Origin of the sequence: Devosia litorisediminis (assembly GCF_018334155.1) — a bacterium.
In the GTDB taxonomy this organism is placed as follows: domain Bacteria; phylum Pseudomonadota; class Alphaproteobacteria; order Rhizobiales; family Devosiaceae; genus Devosia; species Devosia litorisediminis.
Map to the genome: position 1 here is coordinate 551,504 of NZ_JAGXTP010000001.1, position 18,060 is coordinate 569,563.

Below are 18,060 nucleotides of genomic sequence, written 5' to 3' on the forward strand. Positions count from 1 at the left end.
CGGCATGTTTGGGCGGTTGGACAATCTCAGCGTCAGGTTTCGGCTGTCAGCCGCGATTGTCATTCTGTGCGTTGTCGCGCTGGTGATCTCGGCAATCAGCCTGCTGACCCTGCGCAATGCAGAGAACTGGCTCGAGACCATCCACCGCGAAACGCTAGCGGAGGTGTCGAGCGCACTGGAGTTGTCACGCGGCGCGGCCAATCTCGCCACAGCGGCGCCGTTCCTGCTGACGGTTCAACTGCCGTTCCAGCTGCAGGTGGAAGCCGATCAGATCGTGCAGACCATTGCTGACCTTGAGGCAATGGCGGGTAATGATGCCAGTCTGGCATTGCCACTGGCCCGCATGCGAGCAGCCATCTCCAATCTTGTTCGGGTGTCCTCGCCGCAGAGCACGCTGCAGGCCGACATCACCCGGATCGACCGCGATCTGGTGCGGCTGCAGAGCCGGTTTACGCGACAGGCCAATTCGGGTGATGGCAGCCTAGCGGAGCGGCTCGCCCGGGCCCAGCTGATGCAGCTGACCAGCGCGGCGCAAAGCGTGGCGCGCGCCAATGCGCTGATCGAGGTGGGCGAATTCAGCCGCCAGTTCACCAATGGCCGCAAGGCGGTGACGCTGCCCGATACGGTTGCGGCGGGGCTGGCCGAGATCGACGCCGTTCTGGCCAGTGGATCCGCACATTTGTTTGTGCTCCAGCATCAGGCCCTGACTGCGGCACTGGATGCCGAAAACGCACTGTTCCGCATTCGCCAGCTATCCGATCAGGTCACGTCCTATGCCGCGCAGAAGGTCGAAGACGCCGAAGAGCGCCTGCGCCTTGCCCGGACGCAGACCACACAGAACCTGGCCATTGCGCAGCAAGCGGTGACCATTCTGGCGCTGTTCAGTGCCGTTGTGGCAATCCTGTCGGCGCTGTTCGTGTCGCGCTATGTCGCGGTGAATCTGCGGCTGATTGCCAATGGGATGCACCGGCTGGCAGCGGGCGACCACAAATCGGACCTGATCCGCAATACGCAATCGCAGGACGAGATTGGCCAGCTGTTTGATGCCTTCGGGGTGTTTCGCGACAATGCCCAGAAGCTGGAGCGGCGGACGGCAGAGATCAGGCGGCAGAACACGCTGTTTGCCAATGTGTTTCGCAACATCAAGGACGGGGTCGCCATTCTGTCACAAGCGGGCACGATCGAGGCCGAGAACGGCAAGGTGCGCGAGTTGCTGCGCCTGCCCGACACGGCAGCGACACAGGGCATGTCGATGCAGGATCGCATTGCCCAGTCGGCGTTTTCTCGGCAGACCGACGGCGTCGACCGCGCCGGGTTTGACGAATATGTCGATGCCGCGGGGCATGTGCTCGAAATCCGCCAGTCGCAACTCCCCGATGGGCGGTCAGTGTGGCTGCTATCGGAAACCACCGAACGCAAGCGGATCGACGAGCGGCTGGAGGAAATCAGACGGGTGGAAACGCTGGGCAAGGTGACCGGCGAAGTGGCCCATGATTTCGGTAATATCCTGTCGACGATCTCGGGCAATCTGCATCTGCTTGAAACGGCATCTGCGAGCGCAGCGCCGGCGCATCTGAACCGGATCAGGACGGCGGTGGATCTGGGTGTGTCGCTGACCGAGCGGCTGGTGGCGTTTGCACGCAAGCAACATCTCGAGCCCGAGGTGATCGAAATCGGCGCGCTGGTCGAAGGAATGGTCGATCTGTTGAGCATCGCCTTGCCCGAAGAGATCAGCCTGACGCTGGATCTGAGCCCGGCGCCGGTATCGGTGCGGCTGGACCCGGGGCAGTTGGAAAGCGCGATCCTGAATCTGTGCGTCAATGCCGGTCAGGCCATTTCGGGCGCGGGCCATATCGCCATCGCGGTCTATCGGGAGGGCGATCAGCAGGTGATCCTGTCGATCAGCGATGACGGGGCGGGGATGACGCCCGAGACCAAGCGGCGGGCGTCCGAGCCGTTCTATTCAGCTCGCCCGAACGGAGATGGTACCGGCCTTGGGTTGTCGATGGTCTATGGTTTTGTGGCGCAGTCGGGCGGGTCCATGCAGATTGAATCCGAGCTTGGGGCCGGCACCCAGATCATCCTGCGGTTTCCGATCCACCAGTCAGCAAGCGCTGAACTGCCCAGGTTCAGCGGGCGCGCGCTTGTGGTGGACGATACCGCCAATGCTGCTGTCTCGGTGGCAGCGACGCTTGCGGGACTGGGGTTTGATACCCTGACAGCGACACAGTTTGGTCAGGGGCGAGACCTGATCGAGAATACGCCTGATCTGGCGCTGATCCTGACGGACCTCAATCTGGATCACGGGCAGTCGGGTGTTGAGCTGATTGCGCAGACGCTGGAGCTGCACCCGGGTTCGCTGGCTATCCTGATGTCGTCCCGGCTGCCAGAGACGGTTCCTTTCCAGGCGCAATATCCGGGGCGGGTAGCGATGCTGGCCAAGCCGATTGTCGGCGACCAACTGGCGGATGCAGTCACGGCGCTGGAGCAGGCCGACAAGGATAGCCTTGGCGCTGAGTGAATAGGCGGCGGTTCAGAGCAGGGTGGTGGCGCGGGCGTTGTCGAGTGCGACCACTGTGTCGATGGCGGCGGCAGCGGCATCGGGGGCGCCTTTTTCGATCGCGGCGACCAGCTCGGTCAGCGCGGCCAGGGTGGCGCGGGCGTAATCGTTGCGGGTGGTGTCATCGAGCGATTTCAGGGCGAGCGCCAAAGTCAGTTCCACAATGCCGGTTACTGAACGGAGCAGGGCATTGCCTGCGCTTTCGGCAACGGCACGATGGATCTCCAGACTTGAAAGACCGAGTGCTTCAAGATTGCCGTCGGCCAGTTCCATCTGATGCAGCCAGTATTTCATCAGCCGCACATGTTCCGCCGTGCGGCGCTCTGCTGCCAGACGCACGGCGCGGGCTTCGAGCGCGCTGCGCACATCGAACAGGCTTTCAAAGAAGCGCGCATCGGGCTTGGCGTAAAAGTGCCAGGACAGGACCTGCGGATCAAAAAAGCTCCAGCGATTGGAGGGGGTCACACGGGTGCCTACCTTGGGGCGGGCTTCAACCATGCCCTTGGCTTCGAGCGTCTTGAGAGCCTCACGCAGCACGGTGCGGGAAACGCCATAGGTTTCCATCATCACCGCATCGCTGGCCAGCACCGAGCCAACGGGAAATTGGCCAGTGACAATGCCATGGCCAATCTCGTTGATGACGAATGTGTGGAAGTTGCGCGCAGCGGGTCGCCCGGACAGTGAGCGAATAAGGCTGCCAGCTTCGATCATACTAGGCTTTCTCGGACGATTTCCCTCCGGGAGCGGAGGCCGCAAATATGATCCGCTGCAGTACGATGAACAAGAACAGCAGGACACCAATGACAATTTTGGTCCACCAACTCGACAGCGTGCCGTCAAAGATGATGTAGGTCTGGACCAGCCCCAGCAACATCACACCGACAAAGGTGCCCAGCACGAAGCCGTAGCCCCCGGTCAGCAAGGTGCCGCCAATCACCACCGCGCTGATGGCGTCGAGTTCAACGCCGACGGCGGCTAGTGGGTAGCCTGCAGAGGTGTAGAGCGAAAACACGATTCCCGCCAAGGCAGCCAGCATGCTTGAGAGCATATAGATCAGCACTGTGGTCTGCGCCACCGGGACGCCCATCAGCGATGCGGATACCGGGTTGCCACCCAGGGCATAGACGTAGGAGCCGAACTTGGTGCGGTGGGCAAGCAGGGCGCCGCCGAGGAACACCACGATCATCAGCATGCCGATGAAGCTGAGGCGACCGCCGCCGGGCAGGCGGATCATGAGATCGCCCAGCGTGTCGTAGAAGTCGTGGTGGATCGGCACGGAATCCTGGGTGATTACCGATGCGCCACCGCGGGCCAGGAACATGCCGGCCAGGGTGACAATGAACGCGGGCACCTGCAGATAATGGATGATGAAGCCCATGGCGGCGCCAAACAGACCCGCGACGCCCAGAGCGATGACGAAGGCCGCCAGCGGATGAAAGCCCAACCAGTTGATCAGCACCGCAATCAGCACGCCGGTAAAACCGATGACCGACCCTACCGAGAGGTCAATGCCGCCCGAGATGATGACAAAGGTCATGCCCACGGCCGCGATGCCCAGAAAGGCATTATCGGTCAGAAAATTGCCCAGCACTCGGGTGGAGAGCATGTTGGGGAACTGCACCACGCTGAGCGCATAGGCAATGATGAAGATGACGGCGGTGGCCGCCAGGGGGCGCAGACTGCGTTTCATCGTGAAGCCGCCTTGGTGATGGTGGGGCGACGACGCCGGAAGGGCAATGTCACATAGGGCGACTGGATCAGCAGGATCAGGATGATCATGCCGGCCTTGACGATCAGATTGAATTCGGGCGGGAAGCCGGACACCAGAATGCCCGTATTCATGGCCTGAATAATCAAGGCGCCAATCACGGCCAGCGGTATGGAGAAGCGTCCGCCAAGTAGCGAGGTGCCGCCAATGACCACTGCCAGAATGGCATCGAGTTCGAGCCAGAGGCCGGAATTGTTGGCGTCTGCGCCCCGGATATCAGCGGCCACCACAATGCCCGCGACCGCCGCACAAAAGCCCGAAGTGGTATAGACCAGCATGAGCAGCATGCGGCTGCGAATGCCCGCCAGAGACGCGGCAGCGCGATTGACGCCAATGGCCTGGATGAACAGGCCGATGGCGGTCTTGCGCACGAGCAGGGTGACCAGCACCATCAGGGCCAGCGCAATCACCGCTGCCATGGGGAAACCAAGCAGGGACCCCGTGCCCAGGAAGATCAAGGCCGGATCGTTGAAGGTGACGATGGAGCCTTCGGTGATCAGCTGGGCAATGCCGCGACCGGCCACCATCAATACCAGTGTGGCAACGATGGGCTGGATGTCGAGCACGGCGACCAGAAAACCGTTCCAAAGGCCGCACAGCATGCCGACCGAGAGGGCTGCGATGACGGCAATGGGTGTTGGGTAACCGGCTACGACCATGGTGGCGGCGACAGCACCGCACACCGCCATGATGGCCCCGACCGAGAGGTCCACGCCCTTGGTGGCGATCACCCCGGTCATGCCGATGGCCAGAATGGCGACCGGCGCGCCGCGATTGAGCACGTCGACAATGCTGCCGAAGAAGCGGCCGTCCTGCCAGGTGACATTGAAGAAATTGGGAAACAGCAGCCAGTTGATCAGCAATACGCCGATCAGCGCCATGACCTGTGGATTGGCCAGACGGCCGGGCGAGAGCCGCTTCATGAGACCACCTCATCGGGGTTGTTGGCGATGGCCTGCACGATCACGCCGGGATTGATGTTCTTGCCGCGCAATTCGGCAACTACTTCGCGATCGCGCATCACCACGATGCGCGAGGAGTAGGCCACGACCTCATCGAGCTCGGAGGAGATGACGAGCATGGCCATGCCATCATCGCGCAGCCGGTTAATGGTGCGCACGATTTCGGCGTGCGCGCCGACATCGATGCCGCGGGTGGGCTCATCCAGAATGAGGAAGGCGGGGTCGGTGGCCAGCCAGCGCGAAAGGATGACCTTTTGCTGATTGCCGCCCGAGAGCAGTTTGACCGGCATATCGAGCGAGGCCGCCCGGATATCCATAGATTCCCCGAACTTGCCGGCAATTTCGAGCTGTTCGTCGCGGTTGAGGGCGCGGAACCAGCCCAGCTTGCCCTGAAGCGCGATGATGATGTTTTCACGGACCGACAGGTCGCCAAAAATGCCCTCGGCCTTGCGATCTTCGGGGCAGAAGCCAAAGCTCTGGCCGATGGCGTCGGTCGTATTCTGAATGCTGGCTGCCGCGCCGTTGATGCGCAGGCTGCCCTGATCGGCCGGGTCGGCGCCAAACATGGTGCGGGCCATTTCGGTGCGGCCGGAGCCCAGCAGGCCCGCCACACCCACGACCTCGCCTTTATGGATGGTAAGATCGAAAGGATGCACGGCACGCTTGCGACCATAGCCCTTGAATTCGAGCAGGACTTCATTGGTAGGGTTTACGAGCTCGACATCGGTGGCGCCGCTAAAGGCAATGTCCTTGCCCAGCATGAGGCGGACAACATCGGTCCGGCTGACCGAATCCAGCTGACGGGTTTCTACCAGCTGGCCATTGCGCAACACGGTCACCTGATCGGCAATGGCAAAGACCTGATCGAGAAAATGGGTAATGAAGACGATGGCCAGACCGTCGCGCTTGAGGTCGGCAATGACCTCGAACAGGCGCTCGACTTCGTTGCGATCAAGGCTTGCTGTGGGTTCGTCCAGGATCAGCACCTTACCCGAAAGGGCAACCGCGCGGGCAATGGCCACGATCTGCTGGACGGCCACGGAATGGCCGCCGAGTTCGCTGCCGGGATCAAGATCAAGTCCATAGCGGGCCAGTAGCAGCCGGGCGTCGGCCTCCATCTTGCGGTGATCCACCAGACCAAACCGGGTTGGCTGGTGCCCCAGATAGAGGTTTTCGGCCACCGACCGGTTGGGCAGCAGGTTGACCTCCTGATAGACCGTGCCGATGCCGTGCGTCTGGGCGTGCAAGGGGTTCTCGAGTACGGCCGGGACACCGTCGACCAGCACCTGGCCACCATCAGGCTGGTAAGCGCCGGTGAGGATCTTGATCAGGGTGGATTTGCCGGCGCCGTTCTCGCCCAGCAGGGCATGCACCTGGCCGGGACGAACCCCGAAATCAACGGAATCAAGCGCGGTGTGACCGCCGAAAATCTTGGTGACGCCGCGTGCTTGAAGCACGTATTGGCCCTCGGTCATGCCGGTCTCCCCCAGGTCTCGCGCCGCCGTTCCGGCTGTGTCGCGAAGCAAGTCCCGCCAGCGTGAGCCGGCGGGACAGATGTGTCAGGTCTGATTAGTAGCCCAGACCCTTGCGGGTGTCATATTCACCCTGTGGGTTGTCGGCAGGGGTGTAGAGCTTGGACTCGGTGATGATGAACTTCTCGGGCGCCGTGCCATCGGCAAGATAGGCAGAGAGGGCATCAAAAGCGGGTCCGGCCATGTTGGGTGTCAGCTCAACAGTGGCGTTGGCTTCACCAGCAACCATGGCAGCGAAGATATCTGGAACGGCGTCAATCGAGACGACCTTGATATCGGTGCCGGGCTTGAGGCCGGCGTCCTTGATCGCCTGAATGGCGCCAACAGCCATGTCATCATTGTGGGCATAGACGGCGCAGATATCGGCGCCACCGTTTTCAGCCTTGATGAAGCCTTCCATGACTTCCTTGCCCTTGGAACGGGTAAAGTCGCCGGTCTGGCTGCGGGCGATGGTCAGATTGTCATGACCGGCGAGCGCTTCTTCAAAGCCCTGCTTGCGATTGATGGCCGGGGTGGAGCCCACGGTTCCCTGCAACTCGACGACCTTACAGTCGGCGTCGCCCACCGCATCGACCAGCCACTGGCCAGCAACGCGACCTTCCTTGATCTGATCTGATGCAACCGAGGTGAGATAGAGATCTTCAGGCGCGTCCACGCCGCGATCGAGCAGAATGACGGGGATTTCGGCTTCCTTGGCTTCAGTCAGCACGTCGTCCCAGCCGGTGGCCACGACCGGCGCAACCATGATGGCATCAACGCCCTGGGCAATGAAGCCGCGGATCGCCTTGATCTGGTTTTCCTGCTTCTGTTGTGCGTCGGCAAATTTGAGATCAATGCCGCGCTCTTCGGCCTGCTGCTTGGTGACCGAGGTCTCGGCAGCGCGCCAACCCGATTCCGAGCCGATCTGGCTGAAGCCGACAGTGAGGCCGTTCAGATTGTCCTGAGCGATGGCGACAGATGTCAAAGCGGTAGCGAGGCTTGCCGCGATGGCAAGCTTGGAAATGATGTTCACGATGTCCTCCCAAAAATGATCGCAGCGGTGTGTTCACCTGCGGCGATGAAAGGACGCTATATAAAGTACTATTATATGTAAAGATGGAATCGAGGCCAGTGCCCGCGGGTAGCTTCCAGGTCGGGCTAGACCAAGTGTTGGTCGATTAACTCGTTGAAAAGAGGCAGGAAATCCACATGAACCAGGCCAGGTTTGACGGGCTGGTCGGTAGCGAGATGGTGTGGGTGTCTCAAATTTTTCTGAACCGTTACCCCTGAATTTGTCGCTGCTGGCCCTCAGAGCGAAGGGGCCTTTACCGCAAAGCCGGGTCCGCGGGGCGAAGGCGCGCGGCACCTGTCGCCAACGTCGCAAAAGACAGATGCGGCTCAATTTCTGGACCGCGGATCAATCAATCACCTCCAGGGCCAAGATGGCAGATTGCGCCGAATTTCCTCTATTCGTTGGTCCAAGAATATCAAAAACGCTGAAATTCGCGAGAATATGAAGGAATTTGACTCTTAATCGGGAGTAATTTATCTATTTGTCCAACAAATAGGAGCGACGTGCGTGAGTGCATCAAAGAGCAATGCCAATGCCGCCGACAGGGACGCCACGGCCAGCGGCGTGTCCGATGCCGTCATCCGCTCCTCGTCCCACTCCGCGGTGGACGAGATGGTGCTCAATATTCGCGGTCTGATTTCGAGTGAGGGGCTGGGTGTTGGCGACAATCTGCCAACAGAGCGCGAGCTGTGCGAGCGTTTCTCCTCAAGCCGCAATACGGTGCGCGAGGCGATGCGCATTCTCAAAGCCTACGGCATCGTGTCGGTGCGCCCCAAAGTGGGTGCAACGATCATTGATGACCGGATGGAGCGCGCGCTCGACCTGTTCTCATTCAATACGCTGGAAGTGTCGCGCGACACGTTCGCCGATATTCAGGGCTTTCGCGGTCTGCTCGAAGTGTCCTCGGTCGATCTGCTGTTCGAGAAGGTCAATGCGGCCGATATCGCGGCATTGCGGGCTGCCAATGAAGAGCTGAAGAAGGCCGAACTGGCGCTGGATGCGTCCGAAGCTGACTTCCGGTTTCATACGCGGCTGATCCAGATCATGGACAACAAGGCCATGCTGGACGTGTACAAAATCATGAAGCCAGTGATCCTGCGCATCATGCTGCGCGGCAAGACCCGGCACACCTTCTCGACCGCGACGTTTGAAGAGCACAACGAGATCGTGGATGCGCTCGAGAAGCGGGACGGCACTGCCTACCAGTACAAGATGAAAACGCATTTGGAAGCGGGCTTCAGGCATTTCAGCGCCTAGGGGCGCGGAGCAATCTGCCGTGGTGCGGGGAGGCAACACGGCAAGACAGGTTTGATGACCACCTCAGGTGGCGTCAACACAAGGTGCACTCAGGCACCAAGGGAGGAACCTATGAAACTCAATACATTTATCGCCGCGAGTGTGACCAGCTTGATGCTGTCGACAAGCGCATCGGTGGCGGCGCCAGCGGTTGTGGCCGGTCCGGGCGTTGATCCGGGCTGCTTTGCGCCCTGGGACGCGGAGACAAGCTTTTTCCAGTGGCCAGCCAAGCAGGGCCCCTACAAGGTCGCCATCGTGAATGGCTTTGTCGGCAATGGCTGGCGCATCCAGATGATCAAGACCGCCAAGGCCTTTGCAGAAGATCCGTCGATGAAGGACAAGCTGGCTGAATTCAAGGTTGTCTCGACCGGGACGGATGCGGCCACCCAGTTGGGCGCGATTGAGGACTTCATCAACCAGGGCTTTGACGCCATCGTGACGATCGCGGTGTCTCCCGAGGGCTTTGACCGGGTAATCAAGCTTGCCGACCGACAGGACGTCGTGATCGTCCCGTTCGACAATGTGCTCGATACCGACGCGGTGATGCAGATCAATGAGGACCAGCTGGCGATGGGCCGGACCTGGGCGCAGTTTGTCCTCGATCAACTCGCCGAGGACGGCAAGACTTCGGGCAAGGTGCTTGAAGTGCGCGGGCTGGCCGGCAATTCTGTGGACCGGGACCGTTCTATCGGCATCAACGCCGTTCTGGATGAGTCCGGTGGTGACTGGGAGCGCGTCTCGGTTGTTGGTAACTGGGACGATGGGACCGCTCAGAAGGTCGTGGCCGACGCCATCGCTGTCCACGGCAGCTTTGACGCCATTCTGGCTCAAGGCGGGACAACGGGCGTGGTTCAGGCGATGCTGGATGCTGGGCACCCGATGGTGCCAGTTGCTGGCGAGTCCGAAAATGGCTTCCGCAAGCTGATGGCCGAGCACTCGGCCGAAGGGCTTAAGGGTATCTCGATTGGCCAGTCGCCAGGTCTTGTTGCCATTGCGATGAAGGCAGCGGTGTCGGCGCTGGAAGGCAATGTGATGCCACAGCTGATTTCGGTGCCCTTGCCTGTGGCAACCTATGATGAGCTCGAGGATGGCGTGAACTATTGGTCGGATCTGCCCGACAATTTCTTCACGGTGAACGAGTTCCCGGCCTGTGGCGTGAACATTACCGGCCCGTCGATCATGGCGCAGAGCGAAGCAGACGCGACCTAGTTGTTGCTCCCGTCAGCCAAACAGGGCGCGCGGGTATCCCGGGTGAAGGCAGCGTTTGGCGCTGCCTTCACCTCACGAGCGGCAAGCGATTGTCGCCGCCAGCCGAGACCAGTCTCATCTACCGTTCCGGCCGCCTGTCGCAGCCGGGAAATGGGAGCGCGCATTGACGTCCAGTGACCAGTTTGACCAGCCCATCGTACAATTGAGTGGCGTATCGAAATACTTCTCGGGCGCGCGGGCGCTGGAAGGTGTCGATTTTGCCTGCCGCAGGGGCAGTACGCACGCCATTCTGGGGGAGAATGGTGCGGGTAAATCGACCCTGATCAAGATCATGTCGGGCGTGCTGCGGCCCGATACCGGCCGTTTGCTGGTCAACGGCAATGCAGTTCATTTTGCTTCGCCGTCCGAAGCGGCAAGAGCGGGGGTGGTCTGCATCTTCCAGGAATTGTCGCTGGTTCCTGATCTGAGTGTGGCCGACAATATTTCGATCTCCGATCCTCCCCGGCGCTTCGGCATGATCGATGCTCGCGCGCAGCGGCGTCGCGCCGAAGCGCTACTGGCCCGCATCAAGTGTGAGGATGTTGATCCCAACGCGCTGGTGCGCGATCTCAGCCTGTCGCGGCGCCAGATGGTGGAGATCGCCAAGGCGCTGGGCAAAAATCCCCAGGTGCTGATCCTTGATGAGGCCACATCGGCACTGACCAGTCGCGATGTTCAAACGGTCTATGACCTGCTGGCGGAGCTCAAGGCAGACAATGTTGCGAGCCTGTTTATCTCTCATCGCATGAACGAGGTGGAAGCGCTGTGTGACACGCTTTCGGTGTTCCGCAATGGCAGCCATGTCGAGACCTTTGCCAAAGGCGCGAAGTCTGATCGTGATATCGTGTGCTTGATGATCGGACGCGATGTCGAGGCGCAGTTTCCGCCCAAGCCTGCCGCCAAAGAGCATGCGCCGTGCCTGAGCATTGAAGAGCTCAAATGGGAAAACCGGCTGAATGGGGTGAACCTGAGCGTCGGTGCTGGCGAGATCGTTGGGCTTGGCGGGCTGGATGGTCAGGGACAAAAGGAATTGCTGCTGGCGCTGTTCGGTGTGCTGCGCGGCGTGCAGGGCACGGTGAACGCTGGCGGGAGTATCGATATTCCCAACTCACCCGCCGCATCGAAATCGGGGCAGGCCCGCATTGCGCTGGTGCCCGAAGATCGCAAGACCGAAGGGCTGATGCTGCCAATGTCGATTGCCGACAATCTGCTGGCGGCTTCCTATGACAAGATCTCCAGCGGCCCGTTCATCAATCCCGCGCTTGAGAGACAGGCCGTGGCTGACGGCGTCTCCAAGCTGCAGATCAAGATCGGCCAATCCAAAGACGCGGTGGCCACGCTGTCGGGCGGCAATCAGCAAAAGGTGGTGATCGCCAAGTGGCTGATGACCGATCCGGACATCATCCTGCTCAATGACCCGACGCGGGGCATCGATGTCGGGACCAAGCAGGAAATCTACAAGTTGATGCGTGACCTCGCCGATGCGGGCAAGGCGATCCTGTTCTACTCAACCGACTATGCCGAACTGATCGGGTGCTGTGACCGTGTGGCGGTGATGTATGACGGCGCCATTCTGACGGAGTTGCGCGGAGAGGCAATCACCGAAGAGGCCATTGTTGCCGCTGCCCTCAACATTGATACGGGAGCCGCAGCATGAGCGATTTCACCCGCGCCCTGGCTGCCAATGTCCGCCAGAACCGAGGCTTCTTTGGCGCCCTGATCCTGCTGTCGGTTCTCTATATCACCTATAATTTCATGCATCCGCGCGGCTTCTCCACGGCGGTGCTGGTGCAAAATGCCAATGAAGTTGTGGCCATCGCGTTTGTGGCCATGGCGCAGACATTGCCGGTGTTGCTGGGCGGGCTTGATCTGTCGGTCGGCGCCGTGATGACGCTGGCGGCGTGCATTGCCTCCGAACTGGTGCATGGTTCGCCGGCTCAGATCATGCTGGGGATGGTCATCACGCTGATGTCAGGCGCTGCCTTCGGCCTGATGAACGGGCTGATCATTGTCTATGGGCGTTTGCAGCCAATTATCGCCACGCTGGCGACCGGGGCGATCGCGATGGGGCTGGCGCTGTTCATCCGGCCCAATCCGGGTGGGAATGTCGATAGTGACCTGAACTGGGCGATGACCAATTCGCTGTGGGATTTTGTCGACACCTATAAGCTGTTTGATCCGGATGCGGGCTGGTTTCAACCGCTGGCCTGGATCCCGGTGCCTTTCATCTTTCTGTTCGGTATCGCGGCGGCCACCTGGATACCGTTTCGTCGCTCGGTGACCGGGCGCACGGTCTATGCCATCGGCTCATCGGAAGGCGCTGCCTTCATGTCGGGCCTGCCGCTCAACCGCGCCAAGATCGCTGCGTTCACGCTGGGCGGGTTCTTTGCAGCCTGTGGCGGGCTTTATCTGGCCATTCAGACCTCGTCGGGCAATGCCGATATCACTCAGGCGGGCACCTATACGCTGAACTCGATTGCGGCGGTGGTGCTGGGTGGCACGTCGCTGATGGGGGGCGTGGGCAGCGCCATCGGTTCACTGGTCGGCGCACTCATCCTGCGCGTGATTTCGTTCTACTTCCGCATCGTTTCCATTGATCCGCTGCTGCAGCCGCTGGTGGAGGGTATCGTTCTGCTCGCCGCTGTCAGTCTGGGCGCCATCAGAACGCTGCGGGTCAAAAACCGCCTCGACCTCTTTCGATAGGTGATATCTTGCAGTCTCTTTTCTCGCGCATAAGCCCAGACAGCAGGCCATCGGTCATTGCCTCTGGTTTCATTGTCGTCATCCTGCTGGTTGGCACGGTCTACACGTTAATGACTCAGGGTACGGCGCCGCTGCTATCGCCCAATTACATGCTGCAACAACTGCAGACCGGTGCGTTTCTCGGTATTGTGGCGGCCGGCATGATGATGGTCATTCTGCTGGGCCATATCGATCTGAGCATACCGTGGACACTGACCGCGGCGGCGATGATGGCGACCACTGTCGGTGGCGATCTGGCGATACCAACCGCGATCGGCGTAGGCGTTGCGGTGGGGCTGGCCAATGGCATCGGTGTGGCCTATCTGCGCATTCCATCAATGATCTTCACGCTGGGCATCGACTCGGTTCTGCGCGGCCTGATGGTGGCCCATACCGGCGGCTTTGCGCCGCCCGATCAGGCCACGCCGCTGATGCGGTTTCTGGCTGCCGACAAGGTTCTGGGCATTCCCGTGGCGATCTTCGTGTGGGCGCTGGTTTCGGTCGTGATCGCCTTTATTCTGAAGCGTACCAGCTTTGGGCGATCGGTTTATGCCACGGGCAATCGTGAAGCCGCCGCCTATCTGTCGGGCATCAATACGCGATGGGTGATCATCGGCGCCTTCGTGATTTCGGGGGTATGCGCGGCGCTGGCCGGGGTGTTGCTGGCCGGATATTCGGCCAAGGCCTATCAGGGAATGGGCAATGCGTTTCTGTTGCCGTCAATCGCGGCGGTGGTGCTGGGTGGTACCCGCATTCTGGGCGGGCAGGGGCGTTATACCGGCACGATTATCGGCGTTGTGCTGATCGTACTGCTCAACTCGGTGCTCTCGATCATGCAGATGCCCGAGGCCGGCCGGCAGGTGATCTATGGCTCGGTGATCGTCGGCATGTTGCTGGTGTATGGCCGGGGCCAGAAGGTCGTTTCCTAGGCTGTCAGAAAACCCCCTCTATGCAGAGGACGCCCGCAGGGTTCAGGACAGGTCGGCTTCGTCGAGGTCTTCGATGAAATAGTGCGGCCACAGGGTGCGGAATGCCTCCATGTCGGGTTTGAGCTTGCTGAGGTGCTCGTCCATCAGTGCCACGGCGGTATCAGCGTCGCCCCTGGACATTGCCGCGACAATGGCGCCGTGCTCCTGCACCACGAGCAACATGCGCCCTTGCTGAGGCAGGGTGAGCCAGCGATAGCGATCGATATGGACTTTGACCTGCTGGATCAGTGTCCACAGGCTGGGGTATTTGCCGATCTGGGCAAAGGCGGCGTGGAAGGCTTCATCGGCGTGGTGGAAAGCCTTGATGTCACCGGCGTCGGCATGGCGCTGCTGCTCGGTCAGATTGATCTCGAGCTGGGCGAAGTATTGCGGGTTCGCCTGTGCGGTCGCTGCCCGAACAGTGGCGGCTTCGAGGGCGCGCCGCGCCATCATCGCTTCGCGTACCAAAGAGAGCCGAATGCGCGAGACGAAGGTGCCCGACTGGGGGACGACATCGACCAGCCCCTCTTCGCTTAGCCGCAAAATGGCCTCGCGCACCGGGGTGCGGCTGACACCGTAGCGCTGGGCCAGATCCTGCTCGGACAGGGCGGTGCCGGGGGGCAGATCCAGGCCACTGATGGCAGCGCGCAGATCGGCATAGATGATTTCAGAGTTTTTCTGGCGGGGGCGGGGACGCCGTTCGGCCAGTACTGGCGGAGCGGTGTTCGGCGCGCGCGGCTTGCGAGGCTTCTTCATACTGCGGCGGTGTGCCGTTCCCCTTCATTGCCCGGGACGTTTTGCCGGTGGCATGTCGCACACCCCTGGCCGGTTCGGCCATCCCTGCCTTGCGTGCCGGGTGCAAGTGCTATAACCCTTAACAACATTAGCTTGTATACAAGGTAATTGAATTGTGGCCGGCGGGCAACGACCCGGCTTGGTCCAAAAGGGAGGAAGACTATGTTTGGCAAGACCATTCGCAGCATTGCTGTGGCTGCAGGCATTATGGGCGTCGCCATGAGCGGTGCACTGGCCGCTGATTTGCGCTGGGCGCACGTTTATGAAGAAGGCTCGTCCTATCACAAATGGGCTGTCTGGGCCGCTGACGAGATCAAGGCCAAGACCGATGGCCGGGTCAATATCACTATTTTCCCCGCATCCTCGCTGGGCAATGAATCCGATATCAATGAAGGCCTGGGCATTGGCTCGGTCGACATGATTTATACCGGCCCGAACTTCGCCGAGCGCGATTACGGCCCGATCGCCATCTCCGACTATCCTTTCATGCTCAAGAATTACGATCACTGGGCAGCCTATCGCGACAGCGATCTGTTCAAGGATCTGTCGGCTGGCTATCTCGACGCCACCGGCAATACGGTCATGGCCATCACCTGGTATGGCTATCGCCACGTGACGTCGAACTTCCCGATCACCAAGCCTGAAGACATGAAGGGTCTAAAAATCCGCGTGCCGGATTCGCCACTCATGCTGATGTTCCCCAATGCCGTTGGCGCCAATCCGACGCCAATCGCCTTCGCAGAAGTCTATCTGGCACTGCAGCAGGGCGTGGTGGATGCGCAGGAAAACCCCCTGCCGACCATCCAGTTCAAGAAGTTCTATGAAGTGCAGTCCAACATCAATCTGACCGGCCATATCGGCAATTCGCTGATCATCGTGATCGCCGCTTCGGCCATGGATCAGATCGGCGACGACGCCGAGACTGTCCGTGCTGTGCTGCAGGAAGCGACAGCCAAGAGCTCCGAAGAAATCCGTCAGTCCGAGGTTGATCTGGTGCAGTGGTTTGTCGACGAAGGCATCACCATCAATGAGGTGGACAAGCAGGCGTTCCAGGACGCGCTGATGCCCATCATCACCGATCCATCCAAGGTGCCTTACACCATGGAACAGTTCGAGCGCATGCAGGCGCTGGCTCAGTAATACTGCGCAATTGGTGAGGGGGAGGCCAATTTGAACGAGGACAAACAACAAACCGAGGCTGGGCGCGCTGATGGCGCGCCCGAGCCGATCCTGTTTGAAGACCAGGAAGTCTCCATCGCCGATCTGCGCTGGATCGATGCCCCCGGCATCCTGGTCTTTTGGGTCCTGGCCATCGTGGTGTTTCTACAATTCTTCACCCGCTATGTGCTCAATGACTCGCTGGCCTGGACCGAAGAAGCCGCACGCTATCTGTTGGTGCTGCTGTGTTTTTTGGGCTCCATAAGTGTCGTCCGGCGCGGCTCGCACATCATGCTTGAGTTCGTGATCCGAAAGATGCCGCCCCGCATTTCCAAAGCCATGGCCGTGACCGCCGAGGCGATTACACTGGGCTTTTTCGCCAGCATGACCTGGATCGGCTATGAGCTGATCCTCAAGACCAAGCAGAAAATGGTTACGGTGCCCATTCCCAAGGCCTGGATCTACACCGTCTGCGTGGTCGCGCTGGGCCTGATGACGGTCTATTCGGCGATCTGGCTCTGGCGCAAATGGCACAGCACGCCTGCGCAGATCATCGCCAATTTTGATGCTTCCCTGAACACCGACTGATCTGGAACATTTGCAATGACCATCCTGATGATGATCCTGATGCTGTTCGTGCTGATGCTGGTGGGTGTGCCGGTGGCTGTTTCGCTGGCCCTGTCGTCGCTGGTATTTGTGACCTTTAACGGCCTGCCGCCGATGATCGTGCTGGCCAATATGGTCAATGGTATCAACTCGTTTCCGCTGATCGCGGTGCCGTTCTTTATTCTGGCGGGCAATCTGATGAACAGCGCGGGGATCACCTCGCGCATCTTTGCCTTTGCCCGCGCGACCGTGGGCTGGATGCATGGCGGTCTGGGCCACGTCAATGTCGGCGCCAGCGTGATTTTTGCGGGCATGTCTGGGGCGGCTGTGGCCGATGCCGGCGGGCTGGGCAATATCGAAATCAAGGCCATGCGCGACGCCGGCTATGACACCGATTTTGCCGTGGGTATCACTGCGGCCTCATCGACCATCGGCCCGATCATCCCGCCCTCGCTGCCCCTGGTGATCTATGGCGTGATGGCGGATACCTCAATCGGCCAGCTGTTTGCTGCCGGACTGGTGCCGGGTCTGCTGATGGCCATTTCGCTGATGCTGATGGTGGCCTGGTTCGCCCGCCGCCGGAATTATCCGCGCGATGCGCGCTTCAACCTGGGCCGCTTCGGCAATAGCCTGCTGCATGCCATCATGCCGTTGATGACGCCCGTGATCATTATCGGCGGTATTATTGGTGGTCTGTTCACCCCGACCGAAGCCGCTATCGGGGCCGTGGCCTATGCCATGTTCCTGGGCGTGGTGGTGTATCGAACGCTGGATTTCAAAACGATCATGCGGGTGTCCATGGATACGGTGGAAACCACCGCGGCCATCATGCTGATCGTGGCGGCATCGACCATTTTTGCCTGGATACTGACCGCCAATCAGGTGGCCCTGAACTTTTCGCAGGGGCTGCTGGCGGTGACTGACAACAAGGTCTTGCTGCTGCTGTTGATCACGTTGATCGTGCTGGTCATTGGCTGCTTTATGGAGACCATCGCCGCCATCACCATTCTCACCCCGGTGCTGCTGCCGGTGGCGGTCAGCCTGGGCATCGATCCGGTACATTTCGGCATTATCATGATCCTGAACCTGATGATCGGCCTTTTGACGCCCCCGGTGGGCATGGTGCTCTATGTGCTCTCAAAAGTGGCCAACGTGCCGTTTGAGCGCTGCGTGACGGCGACGGCGCCATTTCTGATCCCGCTGGTCACTGTGCTGTTGCTGCTGACCTTCGTGCCCGAGATCACCATGTGGCTACCCACGCTGTTGTATCGCTGAGACCAATGAAAAAACAAAAGCCGCCGCGTCACTGCGGCGGCTTTTTGCGGCCAGATACTGTCCAGCCGCCGCGGCAGCCTGCCCGCGTAAACCATAACT

Annotated in this window: 15 protein-coding genes; 9 read left to right on the plus strand and 6 right to left on the minus strand. The window is 60.4% G+C overall.

What is annotated here, in order from left to right:
- Nucleotides 1–4 precede the first annotated feature (4 nt).
- Nucleotides 5–2,521: an ATP-binding protein gene (locus KD146_RS02640; RefSeq protein WP_212657199.1), complete on the plus strand. Its 2,517-nt coding sequence runs from the start codon at nt 5–7 to the stop codon at nt 2,519–2,521.
- Nucleotides 2,522–2,533: 12 nt separating this feature from the next.
- Here KD146_RS02640 and KD146_RS02645 read toward each other — a convergent pair whose 3' ends face one another.
- The 5 genes from KD146_RS02645 to ytfQ all read right to left on the minus strand — a co-directional run bounded on the left by KD146_RS02645 (nt 2,534) and on the right by ytfQ (nt 7,810).
- Nucleotides 2,534–3,271, minus strand: a complete 738-nt coding sequence (locus tag KD146_RS02645; protein ID WP_212657200.1) for a FadR/GntR family transcriptional regulator — start codon at nt 3,269–3,271, stop codon at nt 2,534–2,536.
- A gap of 1 nt (nt 3,272) precedes the next feature.
- Entirely contained in the window at nt 3,273–4,250 is a 978-nt protein-coding gene (gene yjfF / locus KD146_RS02650; protein WP_212657201.1) for a galactofuranose ABC transporter, permease protein YjfF, read from the minus strand.
- The gene (locus KD146_RS02655) at nt 4,247–5,251 is read right to left on the minus strand and encodes an ABC transporter permease (protein ID WP_212657202.1); all 1,005 of its coding nucleotides are present in this window, start codon (nt 5,249–5,251) and stop codon (nt 4,247–4,249) included. The genes yjfF and KD146_RS02655 overlap by 4 nt, the downstream gene beginning before the upstream one ends.
- A complete protein-coding gene (locus KD146_RS02660) occupies nt 5,248–6,765 on the minus strand; it encodes a sugar ABC transporter ATP-binding protein (protein ID WP_212657203.1) in 1,518 nt (505 codons plus the stop codon). The genes KD146_RS02655 and KD146_RS02660 overlap by 4 nt, the downstream gene beginning before the upstream one ends.
- Nucleotides 6,766–6,859: 94 nt before the next feature.
- Nucleotides 6,860–7,810, minus strand: a complete 951-nt coding sequence (ytfQ, locus tag KD146_RS02665; protein WP_427857076.1) for a galactofuranose ABC transporter, galactofuranose-binding protein YtfQ — start codon at nt 7,808–7,810, stop codon at nt 6,860–6,862.
- Between the two features lie 570 nt (nt 7,811–8,380).
- Here ytfQ and KD146_RS02670 point away from each other — a divergent pair.
- From KD146_RS02670 to KD146_RS02690, 5 genes are all read left to right on the plus strand, one after another.
- On the plus strand, nt 8,381–9,130 hold the full coding sequence (locus tag KD146_RS02670) for a FadR/GntR family transcriptional regulator (RefSeq protein WP_212657204.1): 750 nt from the start codon (nt 8,381–8,383) through the stop codon (nt 9,128–9,130).
- Between the two features lie 111 nt (nt 9,131–9,241).
- The gene (locus KD146_RS02675) at nt 9,242–10,378 is read left to right on the plus strand and encodes a sugar ABC transporter substrate-binding protein (RefSeq protein ID WP_212657205.1); all 1,137 of its coding nucleotides are present in this window, start codon (nt 9,242–9,244) and stop codon (nt 10,376–10,378) included.
- Nucleotides 10,379–10,541: 163 nt separating this feature from the next.
- Complete coding sequence (locus tag KD146_RS02680) at nt 10,542–12,074, plus strand: sugar ABC transporter ATP-binding protein (protein ID WP_212657206.1); 1,533 nt, start codon at nt 10,542–10,544, stop codon at nt 12,072–12,074.
- The gene (locus KD146_RS02685; protein WP_212657207.1) at nt 12,071–13,120 is read left to right on the plus strand and encodes an ABC transporter permease; all 1,050 of its coding nucleotides are present in this window, start codon (nt 12,071–12,073) and stop codon (nt 13,118–13,120) included. The genes KD146_RS02680 and KD146_RS02685 overlap by 4 nt, the downstream gene beginning before the upstream one ends.
- An 8-nt stretch (nt 13,121–13,128) precedes the next feature.
- A complete protein-coding gene (locus KD146_RS02690; protein WP_249327562.1) occupies nt 13,129–14,088 on the plus strand; it encodes an ABC transporter permease in 960 nt (319 codons plus the stop codon).
- 42 nt (nt 14,089–14,130) lie between these two features.
- On the opposite strand, the gene KD146_RS02695 is transcribed toward KD146_RS02690, so the two are convergent.
- A complete protein-coding gene (locus KD146_RS02695; protein WP_212657208.1) occupies nt 14,131–14,883 on the minus strand; it encodes a GntR family transcriptional regulator in 753 nt (250 codons plus the stop codon).
- 201 nt (nt 14,884–15,084) lie between these two features.
- On the opposite strand from KD146_RS02695, the gene KD146_RS02700 reads away from it, so the two are divergent.
- From KD146_RS02700 to KD146_RS02710, 3 genes are read left to right on the plus strand one after another with little or no spacing between them, the layout of a single operon-like run.
- Nucleotides 15,085–16,062, plus strand: coding sequence for a sialic acid TRAP transporter substrate-binding protein SiaP (locus KD146_RS02700; RefSeq protein ID WP_212657209.1), 978 nt, complete (start codon nt 15,085–15,087; stop codon nt 16,060–16,062).
- 30 nt (nt 16,063–16,092) lie between these two features.
- Entirely contained in the window at nt 16,093–16,668 is a 576-nt protein-coding gene (locus KD146_RS02705; RefSeq protein ID WP_212657210.1) for a TRAP transporter small permease, read from the plus strand.
- A 15-nt stretch (nt 16,669–16,683) separates the two neighbouring features.
- Complete coding sequence (locus KD146_RS02710) at nt 16,684–17,961, plus strand: TRAP transporter large permease (protein ID WP_212657211.1); 1,278 nt, start codon at nt 16,684–16,686, stop codon at nt 17,959–17,961.
- The last annotated feature ends 99 nt before the right edge of the window (nt 17,962–18,060 follow it).